At 37.6% G+C, this 20,817-nt stretch carries 14 protein-coding genes; 2 read left to right on the top strand and 12 right to left on the bottom strand.

Going from position 1 to position 20,817, the window contains the following annotated elements; translation table 11 throughout:
* Positions 1-248: 248 nt before the first annotated feature.
* From asnS to lpdA, 10 genes are all read right to left on the bottom strand, one after another.
* Entirely contained in the window at positions 249-1,697 is a 1,449-nt protein-coding gene (asnS, locus tag R2Q70_RS19615) for an asparagine--tRNA ligase (RefSeq protein WP_316809242.1), read from the bottom strand.
* A gap of 103 nt (positions 1,698-1,800) precedes the next feature.
* The gene (locus R2Q70_RS19610) at positions 1,801-3,456 is read right to left on the bottom strand and encodes a M28 family metallopeptidase (protein ID WP_316809241.1); all 1,656 of its coding nucleotides are present in this window, start codon (positions 3,454-3,456) and stop codon (positions 1,801-1,803) included.
* Between the two features lie 387 nt (positions 3,457-3,843).
* Complete coding sequence (locus R2Q70_RS19605) at positions 3,844-4,833, bottom strand: transglutaminase family protein (protein ID WP_316809240.1); 990 nt, start codon at positions 4,831-4,833, stop codon at positions 3,844-3,846.
* 39 nt (positions 4,834-4,872) lie between these two features.
* A complete protein-coding gene (locus R2Q70_RS19600; RefSeq protein ID WP_316809239.1) occupies positions 4,873-5,808 on the bottom strand; it encodes an alpha-E domain-containing protein in 936 nt (311 codons plus the stop codon).
* A gap of 10 nt (positions 5,809-5,818) precedes the next feature.
* The gene (locus R2Q70_RS19595) at positions 5,819-7,267 is read right to left on the bottom strand and encodes a circularly permuted type 2 ATP-grasp protein (RefSeq protein WP_316809238.1); all 1,449 of its coding nucleotides are present in this window, start codon (positions 7,265-7,267) and stop codon (positions 5,819-5,821) included.
* Positions 7,268-7,976: 709 nt separating this feature from the next.
* Positions 7,977-8,504 carry a ferritin gene (locus tag R2Q70_RS19590; RefSeq protein WP_116170049.1) on the bottom strand — a complete coding sequence of 176 codons (528 nt, stop codon included), beginning with the start codon at positions 8,502-8,504 and terminating at the stop codon, positions 7,977-7,979.
* A 583-nt stretch (positions 8,505-9,087) separates the two neighbouring features.
* Positions 9,088-9,447 carry a hypothetical protein gene (locus R2Q70_RS19585; RefSeq protein ID WP_316809237.1) on the bottom strand — a complete coding sequence of 120 codons (360 nt, stop codon included), beginning with the start codon at positions 9,445-9,447 and terminating at the stop codon, positions 9,088-9,090.
* Between the two features lie 83 nt (positions 9,448-9,530).
* Positions 9,531-10,088 carry a GNAT family N-acetyltransferase gene (locus R2Q70_RS19580; RefSeq protein ID WP_316809236.1) on the bottom strand — a complete coding sequence of 186 codons (558 nt, stop codon included), beginning with the start codon at positions 10,086-10,088 and terminating at the stop codon, positions 9,531-9,533.
* On the bottom strand, positions 10,088-10,927 hold the full coding sequence (locus tag R2Q70_RS19575; protein WP_316809235.1) for an MBL fold metallo-hydrolase: 840 nt from the start codon (positions 10,925-10,927) through the stop codon (positions 10,088-10,090). The genes R2Q70_RS19580 and R2Q70_RS19575 overlap by 1 nt, the downstream gene beginning before the upstream one ends.
* 133 nt (positions 10,928-11,060) lie before the next feature.
* Complete coding sequence (lpdA, locus tag R2Q70_RS19570) at positions 11,061-12,449, bottom strand: dihydrolipoyl dehydrogenase (RefSeq protein WP_010603204.1); 1,389 nt, start codon at positions 12,447-12,449, stop codon at positions 11,061-11,063.
* A 673-nt stretch (positions 12,450-13,122) separates the two neighbouring features.
* Here lpdA and R2Q70_RS19565 point away from each other — a divergent pair.
* The gene (locus R2Q70_RS19565) at positions 13,123-16,476 is read left to right on the top strand and encodes a TonB-dependent receptor (protein ID WP_316809234.1); all 3,354 of its coding nucleotides are present in this window, start codon (positions 13,123-13,125) and stop codon (positions 16,474-16,476) included.
* 139 nt (positions 16,477-16,615) lie between these two features.
* Positions 16,616-16,897, top strand: a complete 282-nt coding sequence (locus tag R2Q70_RS19560; protein ID WP_316809233.1) for a hypothetical protein — start codon at positions 16,616-16,618, stop codon at positions 16,895-16,897.
* 124 nt (positions 16,898-17,021) lie between these two features.
* Here R2Q70_RS19560 and R2Q70_RS19555 read toward each other — a convergent pair whose 3' ends face one another.
* Both R2Q70_RS19555 and R2Q70_RS19550 read right to left on the bottom strand, forming a co-directional pair.
* Positions 17,022-18,203, bottom strand: a complete 1,182-nt coding sequence (locus tag R2Q70_RS19555; protein ID WP_316809232.1) for an AIR synthase related protein — start codon at positions 18,201-18,203, stop codon at positions 17,022-17,024.
* Positions 18,204-18,609: 406 nt separating this feature from the next.
* On the bottom strand, positions 18,610-20,784 hold the full coding sequence (locus tag R2Q70_RS19550) for a glutamine synthetase III (RefSeq protein ID WP_316809231.1): 2,175 nt from the start codon (positions 20,782-20,784) through the stop codon (positions 18,610-18,612).
* Positions 20,785-20,817 lie beyond the last annotated feature (33 nt).

The following is a 20,817-nucleotide window of genomic DNA, read 5'->3' as shown; positions in this document are numbered from 1 at the left end:
TAATTAGTTTCTAGAACTATGAGGGGAAACTCCCCTCCTTATTTTCAAGGAGGGGCGGGGTGGTTACTTTTATGTAAATAAAAAGGGTTCGAGTTTTCTACTGGTTGGTGTCCTCACCAACCAGCTTTAGGTAAATAAAAAAAGGGTTCGAGTTTTATTAAAACCCAAACCCTTATGTTATAGTGATTTGTTTACCCTAAACCCTAAACCCTAAACCCTAAACCCTAAACCCTAAACCCTAAACCCTATTAAAACTCTGCATTTTTAGGGAAACGAGGGAAAGCAATTACATCACGAATGTTTGTCATGCCGGTTACAAAAAGTACTAAACGTTCGAAGCCTAATCCAAAACCGGCATGTGGTGCTGAACCAAAACGACGGGTATCCAGATACCACCACAATTCATCCTGTGGGATATTCATATCCTCCATACGCTTAGTCAAACGATCTAAACGTTCTTCACGTTGTGAACCACCAATCATCTCTCCAATACCCGGGAATAAAATATCCATCGCCGCTACGGTTTGTCTGCCTTCAGCATCAGGCTCGTTTTGACGCATATAGAAAGATTTAATATCAGCAGGATAATCTGTTAAAATAACTGGTTTTTTAAAGTGTTTCTCTACCAGGTAACGCTCATGCTCACTCTGTAAATCTGCACCCCACTCATCAATTAAATATTTGAATTGTTTCTTCTGGTTAGGCTTTGATGATTTTAAAATTCTAATGGCTTCCGTGTAAGTTAACCGTTCAAATTCGTTAGCCAAACAAAAATCCAGTTTCTCTAACAAACCAAATTCACTGCGCTCATTTTGAGGTTTTTGTTTGTCTTCTTCAGCCAGGCGTGTATTTAAAAACTCCAGTTCTTCTTTGCAGTGATCTAAAGCATATTTAATCACATACTTCATCATGTCTTCTGCAAGCTGCATGTTATCTTCCAGATCAGCGAAAGCAACTTCAGGTTCAATCATCCAAAATTCCGCTAAGTGACGTGTCGTGTTCGAGTTTTCAGCTCTAAAAGTTGGACCAAACGTATAAATCTGTCCGAATGCCATTGCTGCCAATTCTCCTTCCAGCTGACCAGAAACGGTTAAGTTTGTCGCACGGGCAAAGAAATCCTGAGAAAAATCTACTTTTCCGTCATCCGTACGCGGTGTGTTATCAAAATCTAAAGTGGTAACCTTAAACATTTCTCCAGCGCCCTCCGCATCACTTGCGGTAATTACAGGGGTGTGCATGTAAACAAAACCACGCTCATTGTAAAACTGATGGATGGCAAAAGCCAAAGCATGACGCACCTTGAAAACTGCGTTAAATGTATTGGTGCGGAAACGCAAGTGTGCTATTTCACGCAAAAATTCTAAACTGTGTTTTTTAGGCTGTAAAGGGAATTTTTCAGGATCACTGTCTCCTAAAATTTCTACTGTTGTAGCCTTAATTTCAACAGATTGTCCTTTTCCCAATGATTCAACCAATTTTCCAGTTGCAGAAATGGCTGCACCAGTGGTGATTCTTTTTAACAGCTCCTCTGGTAAATTATTAAAATCAAGCACAACCTGGATATTGCCCATGCAAGACCCATCATTTAATGCAATAAACTGATTATTACGGAAAGTTCTAACCCATCCCATAACCGTTACTTCTGTGTCAAATGCTGTCGACTTTAATAATTCTTTAATTTGCTGTCTCTTAATCATATTGTTATTTGTAAAAGGCGCAAATTTAGGAAAAATTATTGTGGTTGAATTGTTGAAATTGCTTAATTGTTAAAATGTTAATTTGCAAATGTACACTAAGAACTTAATTATGCTGTTTAGCGATTGATCTATCTCTTGCCGCTTTAAACTCTGAGCCTTTTTTCCATTGAGGGAAAGTTGTTTCGTTGCTTAGTTTATAACCAACGGTAAACAGAATGTTGGCAATTTGTGCAAAACCACTGGTATTCATTTGAGGAGAATATGCGTCAGATGGTTGGTGATAATGTTTTTCGTTGTAGCCAAGTCGTTGCTCTTGTCCCCACTTAGCACCATGTTCCTTACTGTTGAAACCATTTACGATGTCAATTGCGGGTACGCCGACTTTGGCAAAATTGAAATGGTCTGAACGATAATAACTTCCCGCACTCGGACGTGTATCGCCAACTGCCTCCAGGTTATTTTCTTTCAGCACATTTATGATGTAATCTTCCACTTCATTTTGACCTTTTCCTTTAATGGAGATATCCTTTGTTTCTCCATAAAAACCAAGCGCATCCATGTTTAAGTTGGCTACGGTTTTATTAAGCGGGTAAATCGGATTCAACGCATAATACTCTGAACCCAATAAGCCCTGTTCTTCGCCAGTAACCGATAAAAATACGATTGATCTTTCTGGTTTTTCTTTAGCGTTTTGAAAAGCTTTGGCGATAGATAACATTGCTGCAACACCACTTGCGTTATCTACTGCGCCATTGTAAATCGAATCGCCATTAATTTTTGGCCCGATACCAAAATGATCCCAATGCGCAGAATAAACAATGGTTTCGTCTGGCCGTTTACTTCCTTTAATGATTCCAATCACATTCTGCGAAGTGGAATATTTGAATGTATTGCTTAAACCGACCGTTACCGATTGTTTTAATGGAACTGCTTTAAAATCTTTCCTTCTTGCATAGGCACGAATATCTCCGGTAATTCCAGCATTCGCCAACAGCCTGGTAGCTGCTTTTTCGGTCATCCATCCTTCTAGTTTACATCGCGACATGTGTTTGTCAGCAGCCTGCAAATATAATCTAGCACCGGTGTTGCTGTTAGTAATTACCGACCAGCCATAACTCGCGGGCTCTGTTTGGTGTATAATGATTACTCCGGCGGCACCTTGTCTGGCTGCTTCTTCATATTTATACATCCAGCGGCCATAATAAGTCATGGTGTCGCCCCTGAAATACATTTTATCTTTGGCGTCAAAGCCTGGATCGCTAATTAAAACCACAACCGTTTTTCCTTTTACATCTAAATCTTTATAATCGTTCCAGTTAAATTCTGGTGCTACAATGCCAAAACCGGCAAACACCAATGGCGAATTTTTTAACTGAATGGTATCTTGTTCTCTTCTGGTAAAGGCTACAAAATCATCAACGGCCTTAAAGCTTAGTTTTTCTTTTCCGCCAGTTATTTCCATATGTGCTGATGGGATAGATGTTACTTCAACCATTGGAACTTTTTGGATGTAATTTCCGTTGTTGCCAGGTTCTACGCCGGCTTTTTTTAGTTCTGATGAAATATAATTAACGGTTTTGGTTTCTCCAATGGTAAACGGGCGACGGCCTTGTAAGGAATCATCGGCTAAAACAGCGATATGAGATTTGATTTCTTCTGGCGATATCGGGCCAAGTTTTGCAGAATCCTTACTTTGAGTACAGGCAGAAAATATTGAGGTTACAATTGCTCCTGCTAGGAAGAAATATGAAATTTTCATAATGTTTGGTATTAGAAATTGAAAATTATGAAAATAAATAACAAAATTTTATAGCTGTATAATTATTCCTATAGTTTTTTCCGAATTGGAATTAGGGGAGTTGTATCATGTAGCTTCCCGAAGTATCGCGACAAGTCGTCGAAATGCTGATATGAATTCTTCGACAAGCTACCACCGACGTTTTATTTTTCATCGTTACGATCCCAATTCTTCATTAGGAGAAGCAATCTCATTCGTAATAAGATCAGATTGCCGCGGTCGTGAAATACTCCCTCGCAATGACGGCCTCCCTAAAACGTCATTTATTGATCTTTTGAAATAAATTAATCATCAATAAACATTTTTGATTACTGAACTGGCAACTAATCGCCCATAACAGTAAACTGATTATTGTTGCTGTTGCTGCTGTTGCATGGCCTCCATGTATTGCTGGTAGCTGTTTTGCTTACGGGCGGTTGTAGTTAATCCAGATGGTTTGGTATAATTCACTTCTTTTGGCTGGAAATAATTTTCATTGTCATTGAAGTCCTCGTCATTATAGCCGACCGATACATTTACTTCCATAATGTGTTCATAACCACCTTTATATACGCCTTTAACCGGAGAGCAATCGGCGAAGTTTCTGCCGACAGCCAAGCGTACATGGTTTTCGTTAGCGATGCAATTGTTGGTAGGATCGAGGCCCAGCCATCCATACTCCGGCAAATATGCTTCAGCCCAGGCATGTGTGGCACCCTCACCACGCATACCATCTCTATTGGGGCAAATGTAGCCGCTCACGTAACGGGATGGAATGCCTGTTAACCTCAGCATAGCGGTAAGCACATGGGCAAAATCCTGACAAACGCCAGCTTTCAATTTTAGAATTTCTTCAATCGTGGTATCAACCGCTGTGATGCCCTTGATGTACTCAAAATTACTGAACACATGGGCACAGTATTTTATCGCCGTTTGATAGGGTGTATCATCCGGGCTTTTAATGCTTAATGCTGTTTCTTTTAGCTGAATAATTCCATCAAAAGATTCCTGCCGTAAATAGTCAATGTATGGAACCTCGTATTTTATAGCATCGAGGCTGTGCCATTGCTCGCTACTAAACATGTCATCTTGTGGCAGCGGTTTAGCTGAGGTTTCCACGCTAACTTTAGAAAATATTTTAAGTTGATTATGTGGTTCGTTCTGGGTGAACGTTCCAACCTCGTTCCCGTAATAATCAATAAAAATCTCAATTTCCGGACTTCCTGAAATATTTAAATCGTGTTTGATTACTTTTTGGTAATCGTCTTTAATCGGGAATAAAATGATCTGGTTGGCGCTATCCCGAACTGGCGACTCGTATTTATAATTCGTTATATGTTTAATTTTAAATATTGGCATGTTGTATTCTGTTTTAAATAAAGCAGTATGATGATCTAATTATGAATTTGCGAAATAATATTCATTTAGCAGGTTTCCGATGCCGAATAGTTCTGCCCGTATTTCGGTTAAATAATCATGTAATTGCTCTTCTTCCATCGTATTTACTGAACTGTAGGTGATCATACTTTTTAACCTTCCTATTTTGAAAGATAAATTATTGTAGTGCTCGATGTTGCTTTCGCTTTTTAAACGGCTAAAATAACGATCGATATTGTTCATTGAATAAAGTGCCGACCGAGGGAAATCATTGTTCAGCATCACCAGTTCAATGATATTTTTGGCATCGAAACCCTGGCGGTATGTTTTTAAATAAAGTTCATAACCCCCCAGTGATAAAAGTAAATGTTTCCAATAGGCAATATCTGTCAGTAAATCAGGGTTATCACTGATGGAACTAAATTTAATATCGAGAATATCGATGGATTGGATGCTTCTTTCCAGATGTTTACCAATTTTCATGAAACTCCGGCTTTCTCCACGTTCCATCGCACTATCGGCTGTGCCATGGTACAACATCACTTGTTTGATGAGTATATCCAAGGCTGTAATGGGGTCATCTTTTTGAACATACCACAACAGTTTTTCATCTTTTACGGTATGATAATATTCATTCAGGCATTGCCATAAATCCTTCGGAATATGTTCCTGTACGCTTCTTGCATTCTCCCGTGCCAGGGTAACAATATTTAATATGGAGTTGGGGTTGTCGCGGTTTAACAATAAATATTCGATCACCGCTCTACTATCATGCTGGATATTTAAAAGTTCAGTTTCATCATCCGAAGAAAAAATTCTGATGACTGGTTTCCAGGTAAATTCCTGGATGGTATCTTGCGATGAAGCATAATTTATTTTCAACATGCGAAGCATTCCATCGCTACGCTCCACATATCTGCTTAACCAATATAAGCTCGATGCTACTCTACTTAACATATTTTGTATTCTAAGAAGTTAAAACCCATGTATCTTTACTGCCACCGCCTTGTGAGCTGTTCACCACCAGCGAGCCTTCTTTTAAGGCTACCCGGGTTAATCCGCCTGGAACAATGGATATTCCATCAGGACCGTTTAGTGCAAAAGGACGTAAATCAATTCTTCTCGGTGCCAGTTTTCCATTGATAAAACATGGGGCAGAAGAGAGACTAATCGTGGGCTGGGCAATAAAGTTTCGCGGGTCTTTTAAAACTTCTAATTTATATTTTTCCGTTTCCTGTTCGGTTGCCGCATGTCCCATCAGCATGCCATAACCACCGCTTCCATTGGTCTTTTTAATCACCATGGTATTGATGTTTTGAAAAACGTAATCCAGCTCATCGCGGTTGCTTAGTTGATAGGTTGGAACATTTTTTAGAATGGGTTCTTCATTTAGGTAATACCTGATCATTTCAGGAACATAAGCGTAAACGGCTTTGTCATCAGCAACGCCATTTCCAACCGCATTTACGATAGCGACATTTCCTTTTCGATAAGCGCCCATCAAGCCGGCAACGCCTAAAACGCTGTTTGGATTAAATACCAAGGGGTCAAGGTAATCATCATCTACACGGCGATAAATTACATCAACCTGTTGCAAACCCGTTGTGGTTTTCATAAACACTTTCTGGTTTTTCACCACCAAATCTCGTCCTTCAACCAATTCAACTCCCATTAAACGGGCTAATGTAGTGTGTTCGTAATAGGCAGAATTATACATGCCCGGGCTCAATAATACAATTGTGGGATTAGATACTGCCCTTGGCGATAGGGCCATCAGGTTTTTGTACAAAATAGCAGGATATTCTGTTACGCTTCTCACGCCGCATTGCGGAATGAGATCGGGGAAGAGTCTTTTGGTAATCTCCCGGTTTTCAAGCATGTAACTCACGCCCGATGGGGTACGGAGGTTATCTTCGAGCACATAAAAAGTTCCGTCGTGATCTCTGATTAAATCAATGCCGGCAATGTGGATATAGATGTCGTGCAACACATTTACATTATGCATTTCCCTTAAAAAATGTGGGCAGGAATAAATTACGTTGATCGGAACAATCTGATCCTTTATGATAAATTGATTGCTGTACACATCTTTTAAAAAAAGATTTAACGCTTTCAGGCGTTGCTTTATTCCTTTTTCGATGAAAGACCATTCACTTGAGGTGATGATTCGAGGGATAATATCGAAAGGGAAAATCTTTTCGATGCCTTCACCGCTATCGTAAACAGTAAAGGTGATGCCCTGGCTCATGAAAAGTTTTTTAGCGAGCTCTTCCTTTTTGTTGAGGTTTTCGAGAGATTCTTTAGAAAAGTTGTTGATGAAATTTGAATAGTGATTTCTATAATTATCACTATTTAGGAACATTTCATCATAAATTTTTGGATGATTTAAGTAATTTTTTATAAAATTTTCTATCATTTGACTTAAATATTTGTTTAAAGTATGATTTTGAATTAAAAAATCGAAAATTTTATTTAAAAAAATGATTTATGTATAGCTTTTGCAATTTATTAAGTAATATTTAATGTGATTAATTAATCTTTTTAATCTTTTTGATAAAATTTTTTAATTTATTTGTGAAAATCACTTGCTTATATGAATAAAGTTTGTACTTTTGTAATGCTCGTTAATTATTATTATATATTTGGTTTAAAAAAAGCGCTGGCAACGGCGCTTTTTTTATAAAAATCTTCAGACTTATTCATAATCAACATAACCAAACAAACTAAACTGAAAGAAGCTTCCATTGATACAGTGGAAGCTTTCTTTTTTTTGTCCTCATTGGTGAAGTGATCGAATAAAAAACTAAGATCCTGAAACAAGTTCAGGATGACGATTTGGTAAGTACGGTGATAGGCGATAAAGGTCCTGAAACGAGTTCAGGATGACGGCCTTGATAAAATGATTGTTATGCATTTGAGATCCTTAACAAGTTCAGGATGACGATTTGGTAAGTATGGTGCTAGACGATAAAGTTCCTGAAACAGGTTTAGGATGACGGCCTGGTGAAAATGATTGTTATGCTGTAGAGATCCTGAAACGAGTTCAGAATAAAAGCTGCGAAACAAAAAAAAAGCCACCTCGTGATGAGATAGCTTTCATATATATGCTTTGTTATTTGTTGTGCTTAATCTTCAGAATAAGTGATTTTGTTCACATGTTTGTCGATTTCCCATCTTCCAGTACCTTCTTCGCCGATTACTTCAAACAATTCCAATGCTCTACGGGCTTTATATTCTTCTTCGCGTTGCTCCTTTAAGAACCAGTTTAAAAACTCCATAGTAACAAAATCTTGTTCTTTATGGCATCTTGAAGCTAAATTTTTGAAACTTTGTGTAATCGCGATTTCTGCCTCAAGCGCATCTTCGAATACTTCTCTGAATCCGGCGAAATCAGTTTTAATGCCTGTAACTTCAGGAGAAATTGCATTACCGCCCATATCCAAAACATATTTGAATAATTTTAGCTGGTGCATCCTTTCTTCTTCCGATTGTTTTGTGAAATAATCAGCAGAATAATCATAACCGTTTTGGTTACACCATGATGCCATTGATAAATATAGTGATGAAGAGTGAGCTTCTTTTTTTATTTGCTGATTTAAAAGTGTTTCGATATCCTGAGATATTAAACATTTAATACGCATTAGATCTTTCATAATTTCTGTGCTTTAATAACACTACAAATGTAAAACGAATTTGTTCAATAATATCATTTATTTGCTATATGAAATTAGTCTAAATTGCTGACTTTTAGTTATTTATAATAAGTTTAAATAATGATATGCGGATGAGATACTCTGGGAATGGGGAACAGGAAACAGAGAACAGGTGATCGAATGAATAACGCCAAACGGATACTTGCTGTTACTTAAGGGGATAGGAGCAAGGAGAAAGGAGCAAAGAGAAATGAGCAAAGAGAAAGGAGCAAAGAGCAAGGAGCAAGGAGAAAAGAGAAATGAGCAAGGATGAAGGATGAAGGATGAAGGAATAAAGATCAAGGAATAAAGATGAAGGAATAAAGATCAAAGATAAAGGAATAAGGATCAAAGACCAAGGCTTAAAGATTGTACTAGTTTAGGATCTCTGAATGAACCAATGACTAATGAACGATTGAACTAATGAATAATTGATTATTAAACCATTGAACTAATGAACCAATGACTAATGAACCATTTAACGATTGAGCTAATGAACAATTGACTATTAAACCAATGACTAATGAACCATTCAACTGATGAACTAATAAACCAATCTATAAAGACAATCGCTGATCAGGTGATTAAGTTTAAACATGGTGAATGTGCCTTGCAATAAATCTTTTAAAGCCACAATTTCTAAAGCGCTTAACAGATAAATGTGCTCGCAACCGTTGAAGGTTACCAGTTCAAAATCAGCTTTGCGGGTATTCAGCAGAAGCGCTTCGATATCGATTTGCTCCACCACTTTTTTAAGTTTTTGAAGCGACAGGCAATTGTATTTGGCAAACTTTCCGCCAAAATCAACATAAAAGCAATTTAATTTATCTGATTGATAAATAGAACCATGTGCATTTGAGAATACGTTAACCAGTTCATTGATATTGATACAAGCTTTTTCCATCTGATGCGAAATTGCTTATTATTTAGATTAAATACAAATAAAATCTGCATAATTTTAAAATGTGACAATTCCGTAAGCTCATCTTAAAGTGCGTACACCATGTGGAAATACATTCCACCCATAAAGGCTTTGTTATTTTGGGTTTTGAATCCTAATTTTTCGTACAATTCTTTGGCTTTTAAATTTTCTTTTTCAACCAACAAACCGATTTGCTGGTGATCAAGTTTTTTTGCCCAATCGATTCCAGCCTTTATCAATGCTTTACCAATTCCTTTCCCTTGTGCATCCGGATGTACGCTGATGGTATCAAAGTAAAATTCTCCTTCCTGCGTTTCAGCTTCAGGATGAAAGTTGGTTACTTTGTAGTTTTCTTTCAAATAACTTAAAAAGTTTCGCCTAAGTTCAGCTAGTTTTGCCCCTTCGTATGCATTCAACGAACCTAATATTTGATCATTCTCTTCATAAACTAGGGTGTTTTGATAGCTGTATTGATTGTTCTCCAGCTGAAAAAAATAGATGAACAAATCGAGAATTACTTTTGGGTTATCTGAATTGGCAAATTTTGCAGCCAAATTTCCCATTGCCTGGATAATAAGTGGCGCTACAAATGGTGCATCCTGAGGCACAGCAAGTCTGATCATTAGATTTCGCTTAATTTAAAAGTCTGTGCTACCCGAATTCCTTTCTCGGTACGCTGTAAAGTGCAGCACTCGTTAAGGGGATCATGCTCTAAAAACAAAATATATTCGTTTTCAACCGCTTCTTCCAGAAATGCCTGTTTCTCTGTCAAGGTTTTTAAAGGAAACATATCGTAGGCCATTACGTAAGGTAAAGGTAAATGACCAACAGAGGGTAGGAGGTCGGCCATGTAAACGATCGTTTTGCCTTTGTATTTTATTTTTGGCAACATCATGGCATCGGTATGTCCGTAGGCAAAAGAGATATTGATGTTTTTTTGCCACTCGAAATTTTCTTCTTCTCTAATGAATTGAAGCTGACCGCTTTCCTGGATAGGTAAAATGTTCTCTTTTAAGAATGAGGCTTTTTCACGTGGATTCGGTTCAACGGCCCATTGCCAGTGTTTTTCGTTGCTCCAATAGTTTGCGTTTTTAAATGTTGGAGCCAGCTTGTCATTCACCCTACTAATTGCTCCGCCCACATGATCAAAATGTAAATGCGTTAAAAAAACATCAGTGATATCATCGAGTCCGAAACCTAAGTTTGCCAGCGATTTCGACATTGTATCTTCACCATGTAAGTAATAATGACTGAAGAATTTCTCATTCTGTTTATCCCCAATACCGGTATCTACCAAAATCAGTTTGTCATTATCTTCAATTAAAAGGCAGCGCATGGCCCAGGTGCAAAGGTTATTTGAATCGGCCGGATTGGTTTTTTGCCAGATTACTTTTGGCACCACACCAAACATGGCGCCACCATCTAACTTAAACAGTCCGGTATCTATGGTATGTAGTTTCATTTTATAGTTTTAGTGTCAAGTAAAAACTAAAAAGTAGCAAGTATCAAGTTTGAATCGGTTAAAAATAAGAAAACCCCTTAGCACTAACTAAAGGGTTTTATCATTAAACAGCTTTCAGCTTTCGCCTTTCAGCTTATAAATGGATTACTTCGCCGTATGCATCAGCAGCAGCTTCCATAATGGCCTCACTCATGGTAGGGTGAGGGTGAACTGACTTAATCATTTCATGACCAGTAGTTTCTAATTTACGAGCCACTACAATTTCAGCAATCATTTCGGTTACGTTGGCACCAATCATGTGCGCACCTAATAATTCGCCATATTTCGCATCAAAAATTAATTTAATGAAACCATCTTTTGCACCAGCAGCACTTGCTTTACCTGAAGCCGAGAATGGGAATTTTCCGATTTTAAGTTCGTAGCCAGCAGCTTTTGCAGCTTTTTCGGTATAACCTACAGATGCAATTTCAGGTGTGCAATATGTACATCCTGGAATATTATTGTAATCTAACGGTTCAACATGCTGTCCGGCAATTTTCTCTACACAAATAATGCCTTCTGCAGATGCCACGTGAGCCAAAGCCTGACCGCCAACTACATCACCGATGGCATAATATCCTTTAACTGATGTGTTATAAAACTCGTCAGTTACAATTTTACCTTTCTCTGTTTTGATGCCTGTTTCTTCTAAACCAATGTTTTCGATGTTAGCAACAATACCAGCTGCCGAAAGTACGATATCAGCTTCGATGGTTTGCATGCCAGAAGCTGTTTTTACCGAAACTTTACAGCCTGCACCAGCGGTATCTACTGATTCAACAGAAGCTGAAGTCATTACATCGATACCAACTTTTTTCAAGCTGCGTAATAATTGTTTCGATACATCTTCATCTTCTACCGGAACTACATTTTCCATAAATTCTACAATAGTTACTTTCGTACCCATGGTAGCGTAGAAATAAGCAAACTCTACTCCAATAGCACCAGAACCTACCACAACCATGCTTTTTGGTAATTCAGGAAGCACCATTGCCTGGCGGTAACCGATAATTTTTTTACCGTCTTGTTTTAGGTTTGGTAATTCTCTTGAGCGGGCACCTGTAGCGATAATGATATTTTTAGCTGTTAGTTCTTTTTGAGAACCATCAGCACCTTTAACTTCTAATTTGTTGCCTGGTTTTACTTTACCAGTACCCATGATCACGTCAATTTTGTTCTTTTTCATCAAGAACTGAACGCCTTTACTCATGCCATCAGCAACACCGCGACTGCGTTTTACAACAGCAGCAAAATCTGCCGTAGCCTCTGCAGTAGTAATACCATAATCAGCCGCGTGATTGATATATTCGAAAACCTGAGCACTTTTTAAAAGTGCTTTAGTTGGGATACAACCCCAGTTTAAACAAATACCACCTAATGATTCACGCTCTACAATTGCAACTTTCATTCCTAATTGTGAAGCTCTGATTGCAGCTACATAACCACCTGGGCCGCTGCCTAAAACAATAACGTCGTAGTTCATATTTATATTAAAGAGATTTCCTTTTAACTATTTATTTGCAGTAATCTTCTGGCGGAAGGAGTCTCCCGCATCGGGATAATTCTCGGATTGATGGTTGCCCAACTTTCGCATTACCGTATGGTCTTAATCACCGGACCATCAATTGCCAAAACTAAAAAAAAAATGTTAATTGATTGCGATGATTATTGACATACATTGTCAAATTTTGAAAATTGGCCTTGTGAGATTAGACAAAACCTGTTTTGCCGCTTTGGCGGATTGAAATTAGTGGTTTGGCGCCATCTATGATACATTTATTATCAAAGGATTTTGTAAATCCAGATTTTCAATCACAAATACCTAATATCGTCAGTAATTTGTAAGATTTAATAGGCCAATTGATAAATTGTTGGAACCGTTTTTTTGAGAAATTCTTTTATCTGCCGATTTTTGATTCAATAATTGCAATATTTATCATCTTTTCTTAATAAATATTCAATATGATTTCATATCAATTAATAAACTGAAAGTTAAAGTGTTAATCTGACGTGTTAATTGTTGAAAAGTTTTAGAATGCTTAACGATAATTTAACATTGGATGTTAAAATGTGTTAAATTTTAATCCCTACATTTGCAGCAATAAAATCACCCCCGATTATTATTCAACAAACAAAAAACAATTAAAAAACAAAGTATGAACAAATCTTTACTTTTAAGATTAGTACTCGTTATTGTTGCAGTTGTAGGTATCACTTTCGGCGCAAGCGCTCAGGTTACCACCTCATCAATGACAGGAACAATTAAGGATGCGAGTGGTGCATTGCCGGGTGCAAGCGTCAAAGCAACGCACACGCCAACGGGTTCGGTTTACACCGTTTCAACAAATGCTGATGGTAGATTTACCATTGGTGGTATGCGTGTAGGTGGTCCTTACACGGTTGAGGTAAGTTTCGTAGGTTATAAGCCTGCAAAATTATCAGACATTTCTTTGAAATTAGGTGAGCCTTATTTGGTTAATTTAGTGTTGGTTGATAACAGTTCAACCCTTGCTGAAGTTAAAGTTGTTGGTCAAGGCACTAACAGTATCTTAAATTCAAACAAAAATGGTACTTCAACAGTAATTGGAAAACAACAAATTCAAGCTTTGCCTACTATTTCACGTAGTGTGAACGATTTGACACGTTTAACGCCACAGGCTAATGGTACTTCTATTGGTGGTGGTAACTACCGTTCAAACAACTTCACGGTTGATGGTGCCAACTTTAATAACCAGTTTGGTATTGGTCAGAATATTCCTGCTGGAGGTTCTCCAATTTCAATTGACGCGTTGGAGCAAATCTCGATCAATGTTACGCCTTATGACGTTCGCCAAACAGGTTTTACAGGTGGTTCGGTAACTGCAGTTACACGTTCTGGTACAAATACTTTCTCAGGTAATGCATTTTATACCATGAGAACAGAAGATCATCAAGGTAAAAGAATTGGTGATACTTTCAGAATTCAGAACATACAACCACTTGATGAGAAAAACTATGGTTTTAGCTTAGGTGGTCCGATTGTAAAGGATAAATTGTTTTTCTTTGTTAACTATGAGAAAAAACATACTGTTGAGGCTGGAACGCAACGTTTAGCCGCAACACCGGGTTATCCATATTCAATTGATAATCCAAATGTTGTTCCGGCTACAGCTAGCTTTTTAAATGAAGTTTCTTCCTATCTTAACACTCGTTATGGCTATCAGACTGGCCCATATGATGGTTATCAGAATGTTAGTGATAATGAAAAGATGTTTGCCCGTTTAGATTGGAACATTTCTAAAAATCACCGTTTCAGTGTTCGTTACAATCAGGTAGAAAGTCAAAGCCCATCACCTGCTAGTACATCTGTAACCAACTCTGGTGTTACAGGAACATTAGCCTATCTAAATTCAAGATCAGGAAACGGACGTGACGCAGGTTTACCTTTCTATAATTCTAATTATTATCAGGCGGCAAATCTTTATTCAGCTGTAGCTGAATTAACTTCGAACTTTGGAAGTAGAATTACTAACGTAGCTCGTGCAACTTATTCGCACCAGAATGATCCAAGGAACTCTGACAGTGCTCCCTTTCCTTTAGTAGATATTTTAGATGGAACGCAAACTACTGCTAATGCAGGAAGGGTTTTAACTACATTTGGTTACGAGCCATTTACTTATGGTAACTTACGTGATGTAAAAGGTTATACTTATAGCGATGATTTAAGTATTGCATTAGGCAAGCACAACCTTACTTTAGGTTTGCAAGCTGAACTCAGTACAACTAAAAATGGTTTCCAACGTTTTGGTACTGGTTTCTATACTTTTAGATCTTGGAATGACTTTATTACCAATCAAAGACCATTACAATATTCTGTAACTTACCCACTAACTGCAGATGGATCTCAGGCTTTCCCTAGCTTTAAGTTTGCTCAGTATTCTGCTTACTTACAAGATGAATTCACAGTTACTGACCGTTTAAAGTTAACAGCAGGTTTACGTGTTGAACAAGCTACTTACCCTGATGCATCAGAAATCCAAACACATCCTTTAGTAGCTGCTCAAACTTTTGCAAATGGCAAAAAAGTAGATACAGGCGTTTTACCTGAAAATACACTTTCTTACTCTCCACGTTTCGGATTTAACTGGGATGTAATGGGTGATCGTTCGTTACAAGTTCGTGGTGGTTCTGGTATCTTTACTGGTCGTGTACCTTTTGTATGGGTAGTTTCTCAATCAAGTGATGCAGGTTTACTACAATTTTTACAAGTATATTCAGGTGCCAATACTCCATTTTTTAATCCAAGTATTGCACCTAACTTGTTAACGGCGACTAAACCTGCAGCTGGCACTTCTATTCCAGGTACAATTAGTGTAATGTCTCCAGATTTGAAATTCCCTCAAACATGGAAATCAAGTTTAGCGATTGATGCAAAATTACCTTGGGGAATTGTTGGTACTTTAGAGGGTATTTATGGAAGAGATTTAAGAGTTGCTGTTGCTAAAAACGTAAACCTTGAAAATCCTACAAACCTTGCAATTTCAGGATATCCAGATACAAGACCATTGTTTCCAAACTCGGTAGCAGGTAGACAAGTAGTGGATATTAACTCTGCAGGTATTCCTACAGCAAATGGAACTGGTGCTTTAAACGTTACAGAAATGACTAACGCTAAAGGTGGTTACAACTGGCAGGCTACTGCACAATTGACAAAACAATTTAACAGTGGTGTTTCTGCAATGATCGCTTACACACGTTCTGATCAACGTAACTACGGTGATGGTGCTGGTGATCAGTTGGGTAACTTATGGTCAATTCCTCAAACATCAGGTAATCCAAATGAGCCGACTTTGAGTTATTCAAATAACTTGAATCCTGATCGTATCATTGCTAGTGTTTCTTACCGTAAAGAATTTTTGAAAAACTTAGCAACTTTCGTTTCTGTATTTTATGAAGGTGCTCAACAAGGTAGATTCTCTTACACTTATGGTGCAGATTTTAACCGTGATGGTGTAAATGGAAACGATTTAATTTACATTCCTAGAAATGCAAGTGAAATTGATTTTGTATCTCAAAACGTTACGCAAAGTAACGGTACAGTTAGGACTTTCACAGCTGCAGAGCAAAGCCAAATTTTCGAAAATTATATTGCTCAGGATAAATATTTAAGTGAGCACAGAGGTGAATATGCTAAACGTAATGGTGCAACTTTACCTTGGAGAAATCAGTTCGACTTTAGATTAACTCAAGAGATTTTCAAAAACTACGGAAAAACTAAAAATTCATTCCAGTTCTCTGTAGATATCTTCAACGTTGGAAACTTATTGAACCGCAAATGGGGTAATAGAAACTTCGTAAACAGTACATCAGTTTTGGTTCCAACAAATGCTACACAAGTTAACAATACTACCAGACCAACATTTAGATTAAATACTGCTGGTGGTGATGTAATTCGTGAGACATTTGGTACCACTCAAACGATTTTATCAACTTACTACATGCAATTCGGTGTTCGTTATAACTTTAACTAATACTTAATTTAAATACTAAGATTTAAGCCCCGACTGAAAAGTCGGGGCTTTTGTTTTTTACAGCAATTTTAAAAAACTGAAAACCTTTTACATGCTTGTATAATTATTATTAATAATTGATTTAATAAAATGATAAATTATGAGCAGTTCAAAACAAACTCACAACCATGCTACCATTAAAGCATGGGCTGAGAAACATGGTGGTGTACCCGCGATAGTTGCGGATACCGCTAAAGGAAAGAATGAAGGTGTGTTGAGAATTCATTTTCCTAAACACAGTGAAAGTAAATCTGATTTAAAGGAAATTGATTGGGATACTTTCTTCGAAAATTTTGATTCGAATAAACTTGATTTTCTCTATCAGGAGGAGAAAAGTGACGGAGAAGAAAGCACCTTTCATAAATTCATCAATCGTGATTAGGAAATGGAGTGATGAAATGAGCAGATTTCTCACATTGAGCTTGTCGAAATGCTCAGTAGGTAACTTGAGTATTTAGACAGGCTCAGTATGACAGTGTTATAATTAAGGGTGTGTTAATTGCGTTTTAGTTGTAAACAAAAGTTCCTTTTTCGCTTTCGATTGTAACTTGCTTCTGTTCACCTTTTTCTACGCGACCAATAATCTTCGCATCGATGTTAAAGCTTTTTGATATTTCGATGATATCTCCTGCAATTTCCTGAGGCACATACAACTCCATGCGATGGCCCATGTTAAACACTTTGTACATTTCCTTCCAATCTGTGCCAGATTCTTCCTGAATTAATTGAAACAGCGGTGGGATTGGGAACAAGTCATTTTTAATCACATGTATATCGTCATTAATAAAATGCAACACTTTTGTTTGTGCACCACCACTGCAATGTACTATGCCATTAATCTGGCTACGGTAGTTTTCTAATATTTTTTTTATCACCGGCGCATAGGTACGCGTAGGAGATAAGACCAGTTTACCCACGGTAGTTTTGCCAAATCCTTCAATTTCAATTTCGTCGGTAAGTTGTTTCTGACCAGAAAAAACCAAGTCAAATGGAACTGCCGGATCAAAACTCTCCGGATAATTATTTGCTACAGATTTTTCAAAAACATCATGACGGGCAGAGGTTAGACCGTTAGAGCCCATTCCGCCGTTATATTCCGTTTCGTATGTTGCTTGTCCGTATGATGCCAAAGCCACAATTACATCGCCAGGCTTAATGTTATCATTGCTGATGATGTCTTCACGTTTTAAACGGCAAGTTACGGTAGAATCAACAATAATGGTTCTTACCAGGTCGCCTACGTCTGCGGTTTCTCCACCAGTTGAATAGATGGAAATGCCTTGCTCGCGTAAATCAGCTAAAATTTCTTCGGTTCCATTAATTACTGCAGCAATTACTTCACCTGGAATTAAGTTTTTGTTGCGGCCAATGGTTGAGGATAAAAGGATGTTATCGGTAGCACCTACACAAATTAAATCATCAATGTTCATGATGATAGCATCTTGCGCAATTCCTTTCCAGATCGAAATGTCGCCGGTTTCTTTCCAGTAAACATAAGCTAAAGATGATTTCGTTCCGGCACCATCTGCATGCATGATATTGCAATAAGATTCGTCGCCACCAAGGATGTCGGGAATAATTTTGCAGAATGCTTTTGGGAAAATTCCTTTGTCGATATTTTTGATGGCGTTATGCACATCTTCTTTTGAGGCAGAAACGCCACGTTGATTGTACCTGTTATCACTCATGTTGCCGCAAAGATAAGGGAAAAAGTCGGGAGTCAGAAGTCGGGAGCCAGAAGTTTTGAGGGTTTCGGTATTTAGTAGTTTGGTGGAATCAGGGGAATGGAAAATAGAAAATGGGAAATAGGAAAAAGGGATTGGGGATTAGAAAAAAATAGCAGATAGGTAAGAGATAATAGGGAAATAAGGATCGGGAAATGGAAAATAGAGAATGGAAAATAGGGATTAGGGAATGGAAAATAGAAATTGATGGTCGAGGGGGGCTAGCCTTTTAATTTAATACTCAGCTTATTTCAACAGAATGGTTTATGCTTATGATCTTAAAATCCCTAAATCCTAAAAATCCTGATCCAAAAAAAGGGCGTAAAGTTTAAACCTTACGCCCTATACCTTAAACCTTACGGCTTAAAATCTATTTCATAAATAACAATTCTCTGAATTTTGGTAAAGGCCAAACGCTGTCGTCAACAATTTGCTCCAATTTATCGGCATGATAACGGATTAAATCGAAGTAAGATTTCACTTTCTCATCGTAAGCAATCGCTTTCTCACGTGTATCTTCGATTTTGTTGGTTACTTTACGTTCTTCTAACATGGCATCGATATTTGTTTTTACGATGTCTAAATGCTCAGAAAGTTTTTTAACGATATCTAGTGAAGATTTGCTTTCTACACCCAATTCTTTTAAACCTTTAACATTTTCAATTAATGAGTTTTGGTAAGCAATAGCCGCAGGAATAATCGCAGTATTTGCTACTTCACCCATTACACGAGCTTCGATCTGTAATTTTTTGTAGAAGTTTTCTAACATGATTTCATGACGGGCATGAATTTCACGCTTGCTGTAAATTCCTGTAGTTTCGAATAAACTTGCAGATTTTTCAGTTAAATACGCATCTAAAGCTTTAGGTGTAGTTTTGATGTTTGATAAACCACGTGCTGCAGCCTCATCTTCCCACTCCTGGCTGTAACCATTGCCTTCAAAACGAATCGATTTAGATTCTTTGATGTATTTTTTGATTACCGTTAATAATGCGATGTCTTTTTTATCACCTTTCTTGATTAATTTATCAACTTCAGCTTTAAATTTAACCAATTGCTCAGCCATGATCGCGTTTAAGATCGTCATTGGTGCTGAAGAGTTAGCAGAAGAACCAACTGCTCTTAATTCAAATTTATTACCTGTGAACGCGAAAGGAGAAGTACGGTTACGATCTGTATTATCCAACAAAATTTGAGGGATTTTAGGGATACCTAACCAAAGTGCATTATCTTCTTTAATTTTTTTGCTGATGCGTGAGTGCTCAATCTCATCTAATACATCGTTCAATTGTGAACCTAAGAAGATTGAAATGATTGCTGGTGGCGCTTCGTTAGCACCTAAACGGTGATCGTTGCTTACTGAAGCAATACTTGCACGTAATAAATCTGCATGCTCGCTAACTGCTTTAATCGTGTTAACGAAGAAAGTTAAGAACATCAAATTGTTTTTTGGCGTTTTACCTGGTGCCAATAAGTTTTTACCGGTATCAGTAATTAACGACCAGTTGTTGTGTTTACCCGATCCGTTGATGCCTGCATAAGGTTTCTCATGCAATAAAACACGGAAATGGTGACGACGAGCAACTTTTTCCATTAAATCCATCAACAATTGATTGTGATCAATCGCCAAGTTGATTTCTTCGTAAATTGGCGCACACTCAAACTGAGATGGTGCAACCTCATTGTGACGCGTTTTTAAAGGAATACCTAATTTTAAAGCTTCATTTTCGAAATCAACCATGTACGTGAAAACACGCTCAGGAATTGATCCGAAATAGTGATCTTCTAACTGTTGGCCTTTAGCAGACATGTGTCCGAATAAAGCACGACCAGTTAATAATAAATCCGGACGAGCATTAAATAATGACTCATCAACTAAAAAGTATTCTTGCTCGATACCTAATGAAGCATTTACTTTTGTAATGCTTTTATCGAAATATTGGCAAACATCAACAGCAGCTTTATCAAGCGAAGCTAATGCTTTTAATAAAGGTGCTTTATAATCTAATGCTTCACCTGTGTATGATACGAAAACTGTTGGGATACAAAGTGTTTTACCTGCTTTGCTTTCCATGATAAAAGCTGGAGATGATGGATCCCAAGCGGTGTAACCACGAGCTTCGAAAGTGTTACGGATACCTCCGTTAGGGAAACTTGAAGCATCTGGCTCTTGTTGAACCAATGCGCTACCTGCAAATTTCTCAATAGCACCATCGCCACTTGGCTCAAAAAATGAATCATGCTTTTCAGCAGTTGTACCTGTTAACGGCTGGAACCAGTGAGTGTAATGTGTTGCGCCAGCGCTCATTGCCCATGCTTTCATAGCGGTTGCAATTTGGTTGGCATCATCAGAATTAATTAATTCACCTTGGTTGATAGATGAGATCAATTTTTCGTACACGTCCTTAGATAAGAAATCTCTCATTTTTTTCTTATCAAATACATTAGCGCCAAAAAAATCAGAAATTTTTGAAGATGGTGATTTAACTTCTGGTGAAATTCTGTTTTGAGCCTCTTTTAATGCGATGGTTCTTAAGCTTTTCATTAATTTGTTATGTTTTTTGTCAAAAATAGTATA

Source organism: Pedobacter agri, assembly GCF_032678665.1.
GTDB classification, from domain to species: Bacteria; Bacteroidota; Bacteroidia; order Sphingobacteriales; family Sphingobacteriaceae; genus Pedobacter; species Pedobacter agri_A.
Note: the sequence above shows the minus strand (reverse complement) of the source record. Positions and strands in the feature narration are given on the sequence as shown.

Excerpts from the sequence above, each read along its gene's own strand:
- asnS (WP_316809242.1), bottom strand. The coding sequence starts at position 1,697 with ATGATTAAGAGACAGCAAATTAAAGAATTATTAAAGTCGACAGCATTT.
- R2Q70_RS19610 (WP_316809241.1), bottom strand. The coding sequence starts at position 3,456 with ATGAAAATTTCATATTTCTTCCTAGCAGGAGCAATTGTAACCTCAATA.
- R2Q70_RS19605 (WP_316809240.1), bottom strand. The coding sequence starts at position 4,833 with ATGCCAATATTTAAAATTAAACATATAACGAATTATAAATACGAGTCG.
- R2Q70_RS19600 (WP_316809239.1), bottom strand. The coding sequence starts at position 5,808 with ATGTTAAGTAGAGTAGCATCGAGCTTATATTGGTTAAGCAGATATGTG.
- R2Q70_RS19595 (WP_316809238.1), bottom strand. The coding sequence starts at position 7,267 with ATGATAGAAAATTTTATAAAAAATTACTTAAATCATCCAAAAATTTAT.
- R2Q70_RS19590 (WP_116170049.1), bottom strand. The coding sequence starts at position 8,504 with ATGAAAGATCTAATGCGTATTAAATGTTTAATATCTCAGGATATCGAA.
- R2Q70_RS19585 (WP_316809237.1), bottom strand. The coding sequence starts at position 9,447 with ATGGAAAAAGCTTGTATCAATATCAATGAACTGGTTAACGTATTCTCA.
- R2Q70_RS19580 (WP_316809236.1), bottom strand. The coding sequence starts at position 10,088 with ATGATCAGACTTGCTGTGCCTCAGGATGCACCATTTGTAGCGCCACTT.
- R2Q70_RS19575 (WP_316809235.1), bottom strand. The coding sequence starts at position 10,927 with ATGAAACTACATACCATAGATACCGGACTGTTTAAGTTAGATGGTGGC.
- lpdA (WP_010603204.1), bottom strand. The coding sequence starts at position 12,449 with ATGAACTACGACGTTATTGTTTTAGGCAGCGGCCCAGGTGGTTATGTA.
- R2Q70_RS19565 (WP_316809234.1), top strand. The coding sequence starts at position 13,123 with ATGAACAAATCTTTACTTTTAAGATTAGTACTCGTTATTGTTGCAGTT.
- R2Q70_RS19560 (WP_316809233.1), top strand. The coding sequence starts at position 16,616 with ATGAGCAGTTCAAAACAAACTCACAACCATGCTACCATTAAAGCATGG.
- R2Q70_RS19555 (WP_316809232.1), bottom strand. The coding sequence starts at position 18,203 with ATGAGTGATAACAGGTACAATCAACGTGGCGTTTCTGCCTCAAAAGAA.
- R2Q70_RS19550 (WP_316809231.1), bottom strand. The coding sequence starts at position 20,784 with ATGAAAAGCTTAAGAACCATCGCATTAAAAGAGGCTCAAAACAGAATT.